We start from the raw sequence: 13,471 nt of genomic DNA, 5'->3' as shown, positions 1-13,471 counted from the left end.
TGCCCGAACGAGTCACAAGGCTTAGCCACAGCAGCATTCCAGCCGCGTTGTACCTTCTAGCTTACGAGATACAATTATTATTTTTTTTCATCCCAACCCTTGAAATGATCCGTACTTTTGCGACCTCATCGTAGATTATTTGACAAGAGACACAAGCAGAACCATCGAAGGAAAAGTCAAAGCTACGCGTAGGAATTCTCTTAACAACTATTACATTTAACGATTCTTCCCACATAATATAGTTGCGCTCAACTTGCGAGGCCTTACCACGCAACCAAACAGCAAGCCCCCCGCACAAGAACGTTCTTCCAGGCCATCAAGGGGTGTACAGTACCCCCACAACAAAGCCCAAGGAGCCTCGCCAATGACCGTGACGCTGTCCCCCCTGCAGATCGACTGCGCTTTTGATTCCGGCAACATCCAGGTACTGGATGCCAGCAACCCGGCGCAGGTCCACCTGGCCATCCGCCCGGACACTCACAGCGGCCACTTCCAGTGGTTCCACTTCAAGGTCAGCGGCCTCACACCCGGTCAGGTTCATCGCTTCAGCCTGGACAACGCCAGCGAGTCCTCCTACAAGAACGCTTGGGCCGGCTATAACGCCGTGGCCTCCTACGACCAGCACACCTGGTTCCGCGTGCCCAGCCAGTTCGACGGCAAGGCACTGGCCTTTGAGGTGAAGGCCGAGCAGGAGCAGATCTGGTTCGCCTACTTCGAGCCCTACCCACGCGCGCGCCACAACCAGTTGATCGAACGTGCCCAGCAAATCGAAGGGGTAGAGCTGTTGGCCCATGGCCGCAGCGTGCAAGGCCGCGACATCCCCCTGCTGCGCGCCGGCAACGGTGGCGCGGGCAAGCGCAAGCTGTGGCTGATTGCCCAGCAGCACCCGGGCGAGCATATGGCCGAGTGGTTCATGGAGGGTGTGATCGATCGGCTGCAAGCGAACGATGACGTCGTCAAGCAACTGCTGGCCAAAGCCGACTTGTACCTGATCCCCAACATGAACCCCGATGGCGCATTCCTTGGCCACCTGCGCACCAACTTCAAGGGCAAGGACCTCAACCGAGCCTGGCAGGATGCCAGTGTCGAGCTGAGCCCTGAGGTGTTCTTTGCCCAGGCGCAGATGAAGCAATATGGGGTGGACGCGTTTATCGACGTGCATGGGGATGAGGAAATCCCGCATGTGTTCACGGCGGCCTGCGAAGGTAACCCTGGCTATACGCCGCGGCTGGCCAAGCTGGAGGAGCAGTTCCGCAGTACGTTGTGCAGCGTTACGCCGGACTTCCAGACGAAGTATGGCTACACACGTGATGAGCCAGGGCAGGCCAACACCACGCTGGCGTGCAATGCGGTGGGGATGGCGTATGACTGCTTGTCGCTGACCCTGGAAATGCCGTTCAAGGACCATGACGATGCGCCCAACCCGGTGAGCGGCTGGTCGGGTAAGCGGTCGAAGGCGTTGGCGGGGGCGGTGCTGGAAACCTTGCTGAAGATGGCAGACGATTTGCGCTGACAATTCCTGCCTCTCGCGGGCAAGCCCGCTCCTACAGGTTCACCGCCGTGCTCGCTGTAGAAGCGAGCTTGCCCGCGAAGAGCCGGCCCAGGCGCGCATAGTCAAAACTGCACATCGAGAATCACGTTATCGGTATAAGTCGTGGCCGGCGGTGTGGCCTGGTCGGTATAGACCTTGGCGTTGTAATTGAATACCTGGCTGCCGGTCCCGGTGCCCGCGCCTGGGTTCACATCGGCATCGCTGCTCGACCTTCTCGCACTCGTCAGCGAACCCCAGCGCACCGCACCTGCGCTCTTGAAGATGTCGTAAGCCAGGTAGTTGTTGGCCGCAGATTTCATCCGCCGGCGCCCGCCAGCCGCATTCTGGCCGTCATCCAGCCCCACCGTATAGCTGCTGCCCTTGGTGCACGACAAGCTGATGCCCTGGCTGACCGTACCGAAGCCCGCCACCACCGGGGCACTGCCAAAGTTGATGCTGGGCGTGGTGATCTGGCAGTCGTTACTGACGGTCAGGGTCACCGTGAGGGTCTGGTTTCCTGAACCTCTGTCACGCCCCAGGCAGATATTGCCCAGGCCGATGCCCGAACAGTAATCCCACACCCAGGCGAGGTTCAGCGTCTCGGTGTACACACCCGCCGCGACATTGGCGCCAACCACCGTCTTCAGATACAGCGGCACAGTTTTGGGCGAGTTGCCATTAAGCAGCCCCAACGCGTCGATAAGGCCGTTGCGGGCGAAGTCGAACTGCGTGCCACGGGCGATGGGGTAGCTGGTGGTGTTATTGGCGTAGATCGTATACGGGATGACATCCCCGGTCGGCCCCCGCAGCCCGGTTCCGGCAGACGTGATGGTGAGGTAGAAGTGATCGCTGTTCACCAGCAGTGACAACAGCGAGCCCGTGCATTGCAGCCCGGCATTGGTCGTCGAGGCATTTTGCACGGCGTTGCGCACCAGCGTCGAGTTGACGGTGCCGAACGCTGCAGGGGCGGTCGCCGGCGACGAGCATAACGCCCAGGCCGAGCTTGCCGGCAGCAGCAGCGTGGCCAGCAACAGGCGACATCGCGCCCTGTTCATCGGCACACCAACGGGCCAATCAATGGGATCGAGCCCTCCACCTGCGGCAAATCGAATTCGACCTGGCACTGCCCTCCTCCTTCCAGCTGCACCTGCAGGCGGTTGTGCGGCGACAGGTTCTCCAGGTACACCAACCCATCCCAGCCCACCACCGCCTGGCTCCCGCTTTGCTGGTGAATGACCGTGCTGCCCAGCTTGAGCGGCTGCTGGTTGCCATCGACCAGTTCGAGGCTGGCGGCCAGTACCCGCTTGAGTGGGAATTCCAGCAGGTAGCCGCTGCCACGGCGCACCGCAACCCGCTGCTCCACATTCGGCGCGAGCACGTCGGGCGGCAGGTCCATGGGGTCGATTTCGTATTTGCCGCGGTAATAACCACTGCTGTACGGCACCAGCAAATGGCCGCCTTTGTCGGTGCGGCCGATCTCTTGGTTCTCGTAGCGCACCGGCACATCGGCGTAACCATTGGTGCTGACCACCACGAAGGCATCATCGATGCGGTTGGCGGCGAACACCCCGGCATCCATCCACACCAGCGAGCCGCTGGCGTCGGCCCAGCGGGTCATCTCGCCGCTGTTGCCGTAGACGCCAGCCTGCAGCTGTACCGACTGCAGGCGCCAGGTGACATCGGCCTGGCGGTAGGCGTCGCGGTCGCCACCGGTGGCATAGCCCAGGTTGTAACCCACGCCGCCGCCCACCGGCACTGCACGGCTGTAGTTGACCCGCTGCAGGTCTTCGCCTTCCTTGCTGCGCTCCAGGCTCAGGGCCAGGGTGCCGCTGAAGTCAATGGGGATCACCAATTGCGCCTGCACCGCCCACTGGCTGTCGCCGACCTCACGGTTGGCCGACAGGTAGAGGCTGCTGTTGCCCCACAGCGGCTTGCTCCAGCTCAGGTTGATCAGCCGGGTGCGCGTGCCGTCACCGGCGCGCACATCGAAGTAGCCGGCGCCCAGGCTGCCGAAGCGGTCAAGGTTGAGGCTCAGGGTGACCTGCTCGCTGCGCTGGCTCAGTTGCATGTCGGGGCTGCCTACCCGGCTCAGGTCGGCATAGTCGCCATGGCGTTGCAGGCGCTGGTAACTGAAGCCCATACGCTGGCTGTTGTACTGGTAGCCGAGGGCGACCTGATGGCCTTTTTCACCGTCGAACTGGCTCTGCGCCAAGGCCGCGTTGAGCACACCGAAATTGCCCAGACGCATGTTGCCGCCCAGGCCGCCGAGAACCAGCGACTCGGCGGTTTCGACGTGGCTTTCCAGGGTGAAGAAGTCACTGACGCCATGGCGCAGGCTGGCCGAAGCCACGCCGGGGCCGTAGCTGAAATCGCGCACGGCATAGTCCCGGCGCAGGCTACCGGCAGCCACCGTGAAGTCAGAAAGACCTTTTTGCAGCAGGCTGCTGGTGACATAGAACGGCAACGTGGTGGACACCTGCCGACCCAGGGCGTCGGTGGTCACCACCACCGCCTCGCCCGCACCGTTGATGAACGGCACGTTGGTCAGCGTGTAAGGCCCAGGTTGCAACTCGGTGGTGCTGGACTTGTAGCCGTTGATGAACAGGTCCAGCGAGGTTGGCACGGCCGCCTCGCCAGCGAACGCCGGCAAGGGGTAGGTGACCAGGTCCGGGCGCGCGGCAAAATCGCGCGACAGCTGCAGGCCACCGACACGCACCGAGCTGGTCCAGGGCAAGGCACCGGTAACGAAGTCGCCGGCCTCGTAGGTCAGCAAGCGTTGCTCGTCGGTGAAGCGCCAGGTGGTGTCATAACGCAGGAAGCCCTGGCGGCCGTCGTCGGTTACCGCGCCGTTGAACGACTGGCGCCACTGGCCGGTGGTGGCGAAGGTGCCCCAGCTGTCGAACAGGCGCAGCTCGTTCCAGGCGGCCAGGTAGGTGCCGCCGTCGTCGGTGTCGTTCAGGTACAGGTCATAGTTGAACAGCGCGCCGAAACTGCTGCGCGCATCGCTGGCCGGGTACAGGTTGCGGTCGCCTACCTGCTGGTCCGGCAGCCACGCGGGCGGTACTTGCAGCAGCAACCGCTGGTTCTGGCTATCGTAGTCGGTGTGCAGGCCCGCCACGCCGTCCAGCGCCACTTCACCTTCCGGCGCACCCGGCAGCGCGATGCCGGCCGCACGCAGCACTTCACTGTCGAGGAACAGCCGGCCAGCCCGCTGCTGGACGGGCACCAGCTCAGCCCTGGGCACCTGGTTCACCAACAGGTCGAGGTACAGCGTGGCATCGGCGGTGGCGGCGGCTTCGGTGGGCGGCGGCGGCAGGTCGTCGGCCACAGCCAGGCTGGGGCCCAATACGGCCAACCCCAGGTACCAGCGGCGCGTTGCCCGCGACAGCCATTTCACACACGGATTCCGACCATTGCCGGGTCCTCCCTGGCCCCAGAACATCAATCAGTAACGGGCTCATTGCCCCTGGCGGATCGCTTCGGCAGCCTCCTGGCCGTTCACCCTCCCTTTCAGTACGCCACTGCTGTTGGGTACCACCGGCGCTGGCCAGCGCATGCTGGCGCCGGGCAGCACATAGCCGAGCAGGCCTTCGGCCAAGGGTTTGGCCTGGCTGCCCTGCTGCACCACCACGTCCGTGAGGCGGGCGTGCACCGGGCCGGTGTTGCGCAATTCGACATAGGGTTTGCCCTGCACCGTCACCGGCCGCCAGCTCAACTGCGGCTTGCCGACGCCACTGGCGCTGCGTTTGCCTTCCGGGTCCGGCTTGCCCCACAGGCCTTCGCCGTAGACGAACAGCGGCACCGAATAACGCATCTGCAGGCGAATAGCCGCCGTGGCGCCCTGGTTGGCGTTGTCCGTTGGCAGTGGCGAAGGGATTTCGTCGATGATGATGCGGTAGGCTTGCTCCTGGCCGGCCGGCGAGCTGCCGGTGCGGGTCAGGCGGATCAACTGCTTTTGCCCCGGGGCGATGGTGGCCACCGGCGGGCTGCCGATGATCTCGCGCTGTGCCTGGAATTGTTCTTCATAATTGCCCTGGCGCCAGGCGAACACCCGCACCTGCAGGCTGGCCGGGGCCGAGCCGCGGTTTTCCAGCCACAGCGCACCGGCCTTCTGGTCCGCTTCCAGTACCGGATCGATCGGCCAGATAAGCACTGAAGTCGCCGCCCCCGCTGGCAAGCTCGCCAGCAGCAATAACCCGATCAAACCCTGCGCCCACTTCGCGCCTGCCCGCATGCCGCTCTCCTTGGTCTAATGTCTGGGGCCCGGTTGTCTCACCAGGTCACCGTCACTTGCACTACATCGGTATAGGTGCCTGCGGGAAGCGTCCCGGTCAGTTGGGTACGCCCATAGACGGGCAGCTTGATCGCGGTTGGATCGCTGTAGCTCACCACCGCGCTCTGGCCGATGCCCAGGCTCTGGCTGTAGCCCGCATCCTGATAAAGCTGATAGGCCAGCACCTGGGTGCCGCCGCTGCGTTTGAGGAAGCGCGTGCCGCTGGCGGCGTTCTGCCCGCCATCCAGGCTCATGCTCAGGCTGACCCCCGGCGTGCATTGGAAGGTCACGGTGGTACCCCCCAACGAGGTACTGAGAATGCCGGTCGACAGCGCCGATTGCGTGCCGTAATTGAGCACGCCATAGCTGGTGACACCGCCCACCACCAAGCACCCTGCGGTGATCGTCGCCGAAACCTGGAACGTGCTGCTGGTCGCAGCGTTCACTGGCGTTGCCAGCAACAGCCCAACCCCCGTGACACAGCCGCCAAGCCAACGGCGCATGGCCGCGGCTCAGAACGACAGCTCGACAGCCACCGTGTCGGTGTAGACCCCGGCCGGCAGGCCGGCCTTGCCGCGTGCCTGGCCGTAGAGGTTGACGGTCTGGGCCACGCCGGTGCTGGTCGGCAGGGTGATGGTGCCGTCGATGGCCAGCAGTTGGGTACGCCCGGTGTCGGTATAGAAGTCGTACGGTACGAAGTTGCCGGCGCCGTCGGCCAGCGCCCGGGTGCCACCGCTCGATGCGCCATCATGGGCGCCCGCGCGCACGCGTATCGCTGGCACCGTGCCTGCCGAGCAGAGGATGCTCATGGCGCCGCCACCACCGCCCAGCACCTGGCCGTTGGCCGTGGTGAACAGCGCCTCCTGGGTGCCGAAACTGAGGGTACCGAAGTTCAGCCCGGAGGTACCTGTGGTGCCATTGACCTGGCAGGCCGATATAAGCGTCAGGGTCGAGCTGATGGTCCCGGTCACCGTGGCGGCCTGGGCGTGGGATGCCAACGCCAGGCCAAGGCCAGCGAGGATGCAGTGGGTGAGGTTCGTTCGCATCGGAGTCTCCTTGCGTTGTTTACCAGTCCAGGGTCACTCTCAGGGTGTCGCGGTACAGCCCGGCCGGCAGTGCGCGCGGCTGCGCCACCACCACGCCGTAAATCGGAATCGGGACTTGCTCGGTACTGCTGATGGTGAAGGCGCGGGCCTGGCCGATGCCGTAACGGCTGTTGCCGCCCGGGTCGACCGCCAGTTGGTAAGGGATCAGTTCGCGGCCGTTGCTCAGCCTGCGCACGCCGTCGTTGCCATTGAGGCCGCCATTGATGCGCACGTTGAAAGCCCTGACCTGGGGCGTGCAGCTGATCTGCAAACTGCCCTCGCCGCCGGCTTCGTCCACTCGGCTGCGCAGCGGCTGGTCCCAGTTTGGGCCGCGCTCGCCAAAGTCCATCAACCCGGGGTTACCGAGGGTCGCGGGCGGCTGATCGCCGCTGCTGATCTGGCAGGCAGCGCTGATTACCAGGCGCGCCTGGATGAAGCCGGTAGTGGTGCCATGGGCGGTGCCAGCAGGCAACAGCAGAGGGCCAAGGCTGAGCAGCAGGATCGAAGTGCGGTTCATGGCGTGACGTCCTTGTGCATGGTGGCCTCGCTACCAGGTGACCGTGACTTTGAGCAGGTCGGCGTACTGGCCCGCGCGGGGTACCCAGGCCAGCTTGTCGATGCGGGCGTAGAGCGGGAGTTCGACCGTGCCGCTGTCGGGCACGCGTGCGGCGTGCGGTTCGCCCACGGCCACCGGCTCGCGCCAGGCGGCGTCGCGGTACAGGCGGTAAGGAATGGGCCGGGCCTGGGTGTCTTCACTGGCCAGGAAGCGTAGCTCACCAGCGCCGCCGTGCTGGCCGCCGTCAACGCGCACCTGGTATTGCGTGTCGGGGTTGCATTCCAGCCGTGGCGGGCGCTGGTTCAGCAGCACGCCGCTCAGCGGGGCGCCAGGGCCATCCAGACGTGCGGCAGCGCCCAGGTCGATCCGACCCAGGGCCTGTGCGCCCGCATCGCGCTGCTGATTGATCAGCATGCAGCCCCGCTGCACCTGGACCCGCACCTCGACGAGGAAGTCCGCCGCTACGGCACTGCCGCTCAACAAACTGCCGCTCAACAACAGGCCCAACAGCACGGCCAGAAAGCGTTCCGTCACTTCACGTTCCTTGTTACATGTGTTCTGATTTTGAGCGTAGCAGCCGGGGACGAAGGCGTGATCGCCGGGCGCCATTCTTTGGGAGTAATAACAAAGGCTTAACGGGCTGAAGCAACAACCCTCAAGATTTTTCTCAAGCACACCGAACCCACGCACGTTCAATGCCTCCAATGGCCATAGGCCGGCAAAGCCGTGCACATTCTGGTACGGTGCACAGCGACCAACCGGTCGGCATCACACGCATGCGCGCCATGCATGGACGAACATGACAGGAGCGTATTCATTGACGACCGCAGACATCGCACTCGCCGAAGCCGTGGAACGCTGTGCCCAGGAGCCGATCCAGGTACCGGGCAGCATCCAGCCCCACGGTTTCATGCTGGTGCTCGACGAACAGGACCTGCGCATTCTCCAGGCCAGCGAAAATGTCGAGCGCTGGCTGGGCGTGCCCGCCCAGGCGCTGATGGGTTGTGCCTTCGCCGAGGTGGTCAGCGAGAATTTCGACCTGCGTACCCACCTTGAGCGCCTGCCCAACGACGATGTGTTCCCGTTCCACATCGGCGATGTACGCCTGCGCCATGGCGCGCTCGATACCGACAAGCTGCGCCTGCTCGCCCACCGCCATGACCAGGTGCTGATCGCCGAGTTCGAACCCTTGCGCCAGGCCGCTGGCATCAACGACCAGGGCGACTATTACCCGCTGGTGCGCGGCTTCGTCAGCAGCCTGAACAACGCGAGCAATCTGCAAGAACTCCTGCAGCAGACCGTGCTGCAGATAAAGCGCATCACCGGCTTTGGCCGGGTCAAAGCCTACCGCTTCGATGCCGAAGGCAACGGCGAGGTGCTTGCCGAGGTGGCTGACGACGGCTACCCCCAGTATCTCGGCCTGTGCTTCCCAGCGTCCGACATCCCCCGCCAGGCCCGCGAGCTGTACCGGGTAAACCGCATCCGCGTGATCGAGGATGCCGACTACCAGCCCTCACCGCTGGTACCGGCCGCCAACCCACGTACCGGCAAGCCGCTGGACATGACGTTCGCCGCATTGCGCAGTGTTTCGCCGGTGCACCTGCAGTACATGCGCAACATGGGCACCCTGGCCTCGATGTCACTGTCGATCGTGGTCGACGGCCAGCTGTGGGGGCTGGTCTCGTGCCACCACCAACGGCCCCGCCCGGTCGACCTGCGCACCCGCACCGCGTGCGAGCTGCTGGCCAGCGTGTTGTCGTTGCAGATCGAGTCGCGCGAGTCGCATGCCAATACGCGAAAACTGCTCGACCTGCGCCAGCACATCGTGCGGATGATCTCCTCCATGGCTGACCATGACAGCGTCAGCGACGGCCTGCGGGCGTTGCCCGAGGTACTGTTGGCGTTCGCCGGGGCCAGCGGCGCGGCGGTGATTTCCGCCGAGCGTTGTGACCTGTTCGGCCACACGCCCCCTGAAGCTCAGGTGAACGCCCTGGTGCACTGGCTGGGCCAGCGCGATGGCGAAACGGTGTTCCATAGCGACAATGTGTGCCGTGACATCGACGAGTTGCCGGAACTGGCCGAGCATGCCGGTGGAGTGCTGGCGGTGGCCATTTCGCAGATCCATTCCCACTACCTGCTGTGGTTCCGCCCCGAGCAGGTGCGCACGGTCAACTGGGCCGGCCGCCCCGAAAAGCAGCTCAGCCCGCAGGGCGCGCTCAACCCGCGGCACAGCTTCGAGCATTGGCAGGAACAGCTCAGCGGCTACTGCGAACCCTGGGACCCGCTAACCCTTGAGGGTGTGGTGGAGCTACGCACTGCCGTGCTCGGTATCGTGCTGCGCAAGGCCGAAGAGCTGGCGCAACTGGCCAACGAACTGCGCCGCTCGAACAAGGAGCTCGAAGCGTTTTCCTACAGCGTGTCCCACGACCTGCGCGCGCCGTTGCGGCATATCGCCGGCTACACCGAACTGCTCGGTGAAATCGAAGGCCAAGGCCTGAGCGAACGGGGCAGGCGCTTCCTCACGCACATCTCCGAAGCCGCGCAGTTCGCCGGTAGCCTGGTGGACAACCTGCTCAACTTCTCGCAGATGGGCCGTTCGGCGCTGCGCCTGTCGGATGTCGACCTCAATGCCCTGGTCGAGGCCATCCGCCAGGAGCTGTCACCGGACTACGAGGGCCGCGAGATTGTCTGGGATGTCGCGCCGCTGCCCAAGGTGATCGGCGACCCGGCCTTCATCAACCTGGCGCTGCACAACCTGGTGGCCAACGCCATCAAATACACCCGTGGGCGTGAGCCGGCGCGCATCGAGATCGGCGCGCGGCAACACGCCGATGAAACCGAGGTCTATATTCGCGATAATGGTGTCGGTTTCGACATGGCCTACGCCAACAAGCTGTTTGGCGTGTTCCAGCGCCTGCACCGCATGGAAGACTTCGAGGGCACCGGGATCGGCCTGGCCAGCGTGCGCCGGATCATCGAGCGCCACGACGGCCGGGTGTGGGCCGAAGGCCAGGTCGACCAAGGCGCCAGTTTCCATTTCACCCTACCCCGTCATCCAGAGAACACCTGAGGCACCCGAAAGATCATGCTCAAACCTATCCTGCTGGTCGAAGATAACCCCAGGGACCTGGAGCTTACCCTCCTGGCCCTGGAACGCAGCCAGTTGGCCAATGAGGTCATCGTTTTGCGCGACGGCGCCGACGCCCTCGACTACCTGCTGCGCCGCAATGCCTATGCCGACCGCGACGACGGCAACCCGGCGGTCTTGCTGCTGGACCTGAAGCTGCCCAAGGTCGATGGCCTTGAGGTGCTCAAGGAAGTACGCGCCACGGCGGAACTACGGAGCATCCCGACGGTGATGCTGACCTCCTCGCGCGAGGAACCCGACCTGCTGCGCGCCTATGAGCTTGGGGTCAACGCCTACGTGGTCAAGCCCGTGGAGTTCAAGGAGTTCGTCGCGGCGATCTCCGACCTTGGCATATTCTGGGCGGTGCTCAACGAACCCCCACCCGGCTCCCTGCGCCTGAACCGGCGTGGCAGCAACTGAGGCCCGCCGCGAAGATGCAGCCAACGCCGCTCAAACTACTGATGGTCGAAGACAGCTCGATGGATGCCGAGCTGACCCTGCTGAGCCTTGAGCGCAGCGGGTTGCTGGTGCAATCGCGGCTGGTGTTCGACCACATCGCCGCCGAGCACGCCCTGCGCGAAACCAGCTATGACCTGATCCTCTGTGACTGCGTGCTGCCCGGCTCGTCCGGCACCGAAGTGCTGGCCATCGCTCAGCGCCTGGCGCCCGATACGCCGTTCATCTACCTGTCCGGCATCTACGGTGAAGAGCATGCGGTGGAGATGATCCGCCTGGGTGCCACCGACTATGTGCTGAAGAAAAACCTGCCCCTGCTGCCCAAGGCCGTGCGCCGGGCGCTCACTGAAGTGCACGAGCGCCAGCGCAGGCGCCGTGCCGAGGAAGCGCTGGCAGATGTCGAGGCACGCGCACGCATTGCCATCGATGCCGCCGGCATGGGCACCTGGGACTTCCGGCCGCATGAGGATCTGCTGGTCTGGGACGACCGCTGCAAAACCCTGTTCGGGTTGCCGGTCGACACCGAAATGACCCTGGATGTGTTCTACGCCGGCATTTACCCCGACGACGTGCCGCGGGTACGCGAAGCGGTTCTGCACGCCATGCGCCCAGACAGCGACGGCCTGTACCGGGTCGAATTTCGCATCGCCCAACCCAATGGCCTGGAACCGCGTTGGCTGCTCAGCAGCGGCCAGTGCCAGTTCGTCGATGGCCAGTGCACGCGCTTCTCTGGCGTGCTGCAGGACATCCACACGCAACGCCTGGCCACCCAGGCACTCAAGCAGCTCAACGAAATGCTCGGCGAACGGGTCGAGCGCCGTACCCGCGAGCGTGACCGCGCCTGGGAGCTGTCCCAGGACTTGCTGGCCGTGCTCAACAAGGACCTGACCCCGGTGGCATTGAACCCTGCCTGGGAAGCCAGCCTGGGTTTTTCGCGGGAGCGCCTGAGCCAGACCTCGCTGTTGCACCTGCTGCCCGAAGCCGACCAGGAGTCGCTGCTGACCGAGCTGGCCGCCCTCGCCCATGGCCGCACCAGTGCCCGTTTCGTCGGCCGCATCCAGCATGCCGGTGGCCAGTTGCGCTGGCTGTCCTGGGTGGTGGTGCCGGAAGACACGCTGCTTTATGTGGTCGCGCGCGACATCACCAGCGAGCGCGAAGCGTCCCTGGGCCTGGCTGAAGCCAACGACCGCCTGCGCGAGCAGATCACCGAGCGCGAGCGTATCGAGGCGGCGCTGCAGCAGATGCAGCGGCTGGAAGCGGTCGGCCAGCTAACGGCCGGCGTCGCCCACGACTTCAACAACCTGCTCACGGTCATCCTTACCGGTGCCAGCTTTCTTGAGCGGGACCTGGGCAAGAATGACCTGGATAAAGCACGCACGCGCCTCACGCACATCCGCGAAGCCGGTGAGCGGGGCGCAAAACTGACGTCGCAACTGCTGGCCTTTTCTCGCCGCCAGCGCCTGGAGCCGGTGCCGCTCAACCTCAACCGCACGTTGAGCGGCCTGGAGGAATTGCTGCGCCGCACCCTGGGCGGCAACGTATCGGTGCGCCTGGACCTGGACCACAGCCTGTGGCAAGCGCTGACCGACCCGACCCAGACCGAAATGATCATCCTCAACCTGGCGATCAATGCCCGTGACGCCATGCCTGAAGGTGGCCAACTTACCCTCGCGACCCGCAACACGCGGATAAACGCCCGCCCGCAACGCCCGGAAGACCCCGAGCCTGGCGAGTACGTGATGCTGAGCATCCGCGACACCGGCTGCGGCATGAGCGAGGAAGTGGTGGCCAAGGTGTTCGAACCGTTCTTCACCACCAAGGACATCGGCAAAGGCTCGGGGCTGGGGTTGGCCCAGGTGTTCGGCTTTGCCAAGCAGTCCGGTGGCGGCGTGCGCATCGATACCGAGCCGGGGCATGGTACCCAGGTGGCCGTATACCTGCCGGCGGTGAAGCATGAGGTGGCGGCTGAACCTGTGTTACCGGCTGCCTTGCAGTCGGCCAGCGATAGCGGCCGCGACCGTACGGTGCTGCTGGTGGATGATGACCACCTGGTGCGCGACATGCTCGGCGATGTACTGCGCCAGTACGGTTACCAGGTGCGCCAGGCGCACAACGGCGAACAGGCGCTTGCCTTGCTGGACGAGGAGATCGACCTGTTGCTGACCGACTTTGCCATGCCCGAATTCAACGGCGCCCAGCTGGCCCACGCAGCACGCGAACGGCATCCGCTATTGCCGGTGGTGTTCTTGACCGGGTATGCGGAGTTGCAGGGGCTGGAGTTGCCGGACAGCCTGGTGATGCAGAAGCCGGTGCAAGCTGAAGAGCTGGCGCGGGTGCTGGATGAGCTGTTGAGGGTCGCCAGGTAATGCCTGGTAATTGATGTTGCCTTCACCGGCCCTTCGCGGGTAAACCCGCTCCTACAGAGACAGCGCTGCGCTTGAGG

The 13,471-nt window shown here is 64.5% G+C and carries 11 protein-coding genes; 4 read left to right on the top strand and 7 right to left on the bottom strand.

All coding sequences use genetic code 11. The features are described from left to right. Nucleotides 1–364: 364 nt before the first annotated feature. Complete coding sequence (locus ACFY68_RS20635) at nucleotides 365–1,513, top strand: M14-type cytosolic carboxypeptidase (RefSeq protein WP_387531065.1); 1,149 nt, start codon at nucleotides 365–367, stop codon at nucleotides 1,511–1,513. A 101-nt stretch (nucleotides 1,514–1,614) separates the two neighbouring features. Here the strand turns inward: ACFY68_RS20635 and ACFY68_RS20630 are convergent, their stop codons facing one another. From ACFY68_RS20630 to ACFY68_RS20600, 7 genes are read right to left on the bottom strand one after another with little or no spacing between them, the layout of a single operon-like run. Further along, the gene (locus tag ACFY68_RS20630; RefSeq protein ID WP_387531063.1) at nucleotides 1,615–2,586 is read right to left on the bottom strand and encodes a spore coat protein U domain-containing protein; all 972 of its coding nucleotides are present in this window, start codon (nucleotides 2,584–2,586) and stop codon (nucleotides 1,615–1,617) included. After that, nucleotides 2,583–4,928 carry a fimbria/pilus outer membrane usher protein gene (locus ACFY68_RS20625; RefSeq protein ID WP_387531060.1) on the bottom strand — a complete coding sequence of 782 codons (2,346 nt, stop codon included), beginning with the start codon at nucleotides 4,926–4,928 and terminating at the stop codon, nucleotides 2,583–2,585. Before ACFY68_RS20625 ends, ACFY68_RS20630 begins: the two co-directional genes overlap by 4 nt. Before the next feature lie 60 nt (nucleotides 4,929–4,988). Further along, nucleotides 4,989–5,765: a molecular chaperone gene (locus ACFY68_RS20620; protein WP_387531057.1), complete on the bottom strand. Its 777-nt coding sequence runs from the start codon at nucleotides 5,763–5,765 to the stop codon at nucleotides 4,989–4,991. Nucleotides 5,766–5,803: 38 nt separating this feature from the next. Then, a complete protein-coding gene (locus ACFY68_RS20615; protein ID WP_387531054.1) occupies nucleotides 5,804–6,307 on the bottom strand; it encodes a spore coat U domain-containing protein in 504 nt (167 codons plus the stop codon). A 9-nt stretch (nucleotides 6,308–6,316) separates the two neighbouring features. Next, nucleotides 6,317–6,850 (bottom strand): spore coat protein U domain-containing protein, encoded by a 534-nt coding sequence (locus tag ACFY68_RS20610; protein ID WP_346615481.1) that lies wholly within the window; start codon nucleotides 6,848–6,850, stop codon nucleotides 6,317–6,319. A gap of 19 nt (nucleotides 6,851–6,869) precedes the next feature. Continuing rightward, on the bottom strand, nucleotides 6,870–7,406 hold the full coding sequence (locus ACFY68_RS20605) for a spore coat U domain-containing protein (RefSeq protein ID WP_346615480.1): 537 nt from the start codon (nucleotides 7,404–7,406) through the stop codon (nucleotides 6,870–6,872). 30 nt (nucleotides 7,407–7,436) lie between these two features. Beyond that, complete coding sequence (locus tag ACFY68_RS20600; RefSeq protein WP_387531049.1) at nucleotides 7,437–7,979, bottom strand: spore coat U domain-containing protein; 543 nt, start codon at nucleotides 7,977–7,979, stop codon at nucleotides 7,437–7,439. A gap of 265 nt (nucleotides 7,980–8,244) precedes the next feature. On the opposite strand from ACFY68_RS20600, the gene ACFY68_RS20595 reads away from it, so the two are divergent. Genes ACFY68_RS20595 through ACFY68_RS20585 form a run of 3 tightly spaced genes read left to right on the top strand, consistent with a single transcriptional unit; the run spans nucleotide 8,245 to nucleotide 13,394 of the window. Beyond that, nucleotides 8,245–10,515, top strand: a complete 2,271-nt coding sequence (locus tag ACFY68_RS20595; RefSeq protein ID WP_387531046.1) for an ATP-binding protein — start codon at nucleotides 8,245–8,247, stop codon at nucleotides 10,513–10,515. Nucleotides 10,516–10,530: 15 nt separating this feature from the next. Beyond that, entirely contained in the window at nucleotides 10,531–10,992 is a 462-nt protein-coding gene (locus ACFY68_RS20590) for a response regulator (protein ID WP_387531043.1), read from the top strand. A gap of 14 nt (nucleotides 10,993–11,006) precedes the next feature. After that, complete coding sequence (locus ACFY68_RS20585) at nucleotides 11,007–13,394, top strand: response regulator (RefSeq protein ID WP_387531040.1); 2,388 nt, start codon at nucleotides 11,007–11,009, stop codon at nucleotides 13,392–13,394. The last annotated feature ends 77 nt before the right edge of the window (nucleotides 13,395–13,471 follow it).

This window comes from Pseudomonas sp. NPDC012596, assembly GCF_042902325.1.
GTDB lineage: Bacteria > Pseudomonadota > Gammaproteobacteria > Pseudomonadales > Pseudomonadaceae > Aquipseudomonas.
The sequence above is the reverse complement of the archived record's forward strand: the minus strand, read 5'-3'. Positions and strand labels throughout refer to the sequence as shown.

What these genes read in the sequence shown, in the direction of transcription:
- ACFY68_RS20635 (WP_387531065.1), top strand. Translation starts at nt 365, where the DNA reads ATGACCGTGACGCTGTCCCCCCTGCAGATCGACTGCGCTTTTGATTCC.
- ACFY68_RS20630 (WP_387531063.1), bottom strand. Translation starts at nt 2,586, where the DNA reads ATGAACAGGGCGCGATGTCGCCTGTTGCTGGCCACGCTGCTGCTGCCG.
- ACFY68_RS20620 (WP_387531057.1), bottom strand. Translation starts at nt 5,765, where the DNA reads ATGCGGGCAGGCGCGAAGTGGGCGCAGGGTTTGATCGGGTTATTGCTG.
- ACFY68_RS20615 (WP_387531054.1), bottom strand. Translation starts at nt 6,307, where the DNA reads ATGCGCCGTTGGCTTGGCGGCTGTGTCACGGGGGTTGGGCTGTTGCTG.
- ACFY68_RS20610 (WP_346615481.1), bottom strand. Translation starts at nt 6,850, where the DNA reads ATGCGAACGAACCTCACCCACTGCATCCTCGCTGGCCTTGGCCTGGCG.
- ACFY68_RS20605 (WP_346615480.1), bottom strand. Translation starts at nt 7,406, where the DNA reads ATGAACCGCACTTCGATCCTGCTGCTCAGCCTTGGCCCTCTGCTGTTG.
- ACFY68_RS20595 (WP_387531046.1), top strand. Translation starts at nt 8,245, where the DNA reads ATGACAGGAGCGTATTCATTGACGACCGCAGACATCGCACTCGCCGAA.
- ACFY68_RS20590 (WP_387531043.1), top strand. Translation starts at nt 10,531, where the DNA reads ATGCTCAAACCTATCCTGCTGGTCGAAGATAACCCCAGGGACCTGGAG.
- ACFY68_RS20585 (WP_387531040.1), top strand. Translation starts at nt 11,007, where the DNA reads ATGCAGCCAACGCCGCTCAAACTACTGATGGTCGAAGACAGCTCGATG.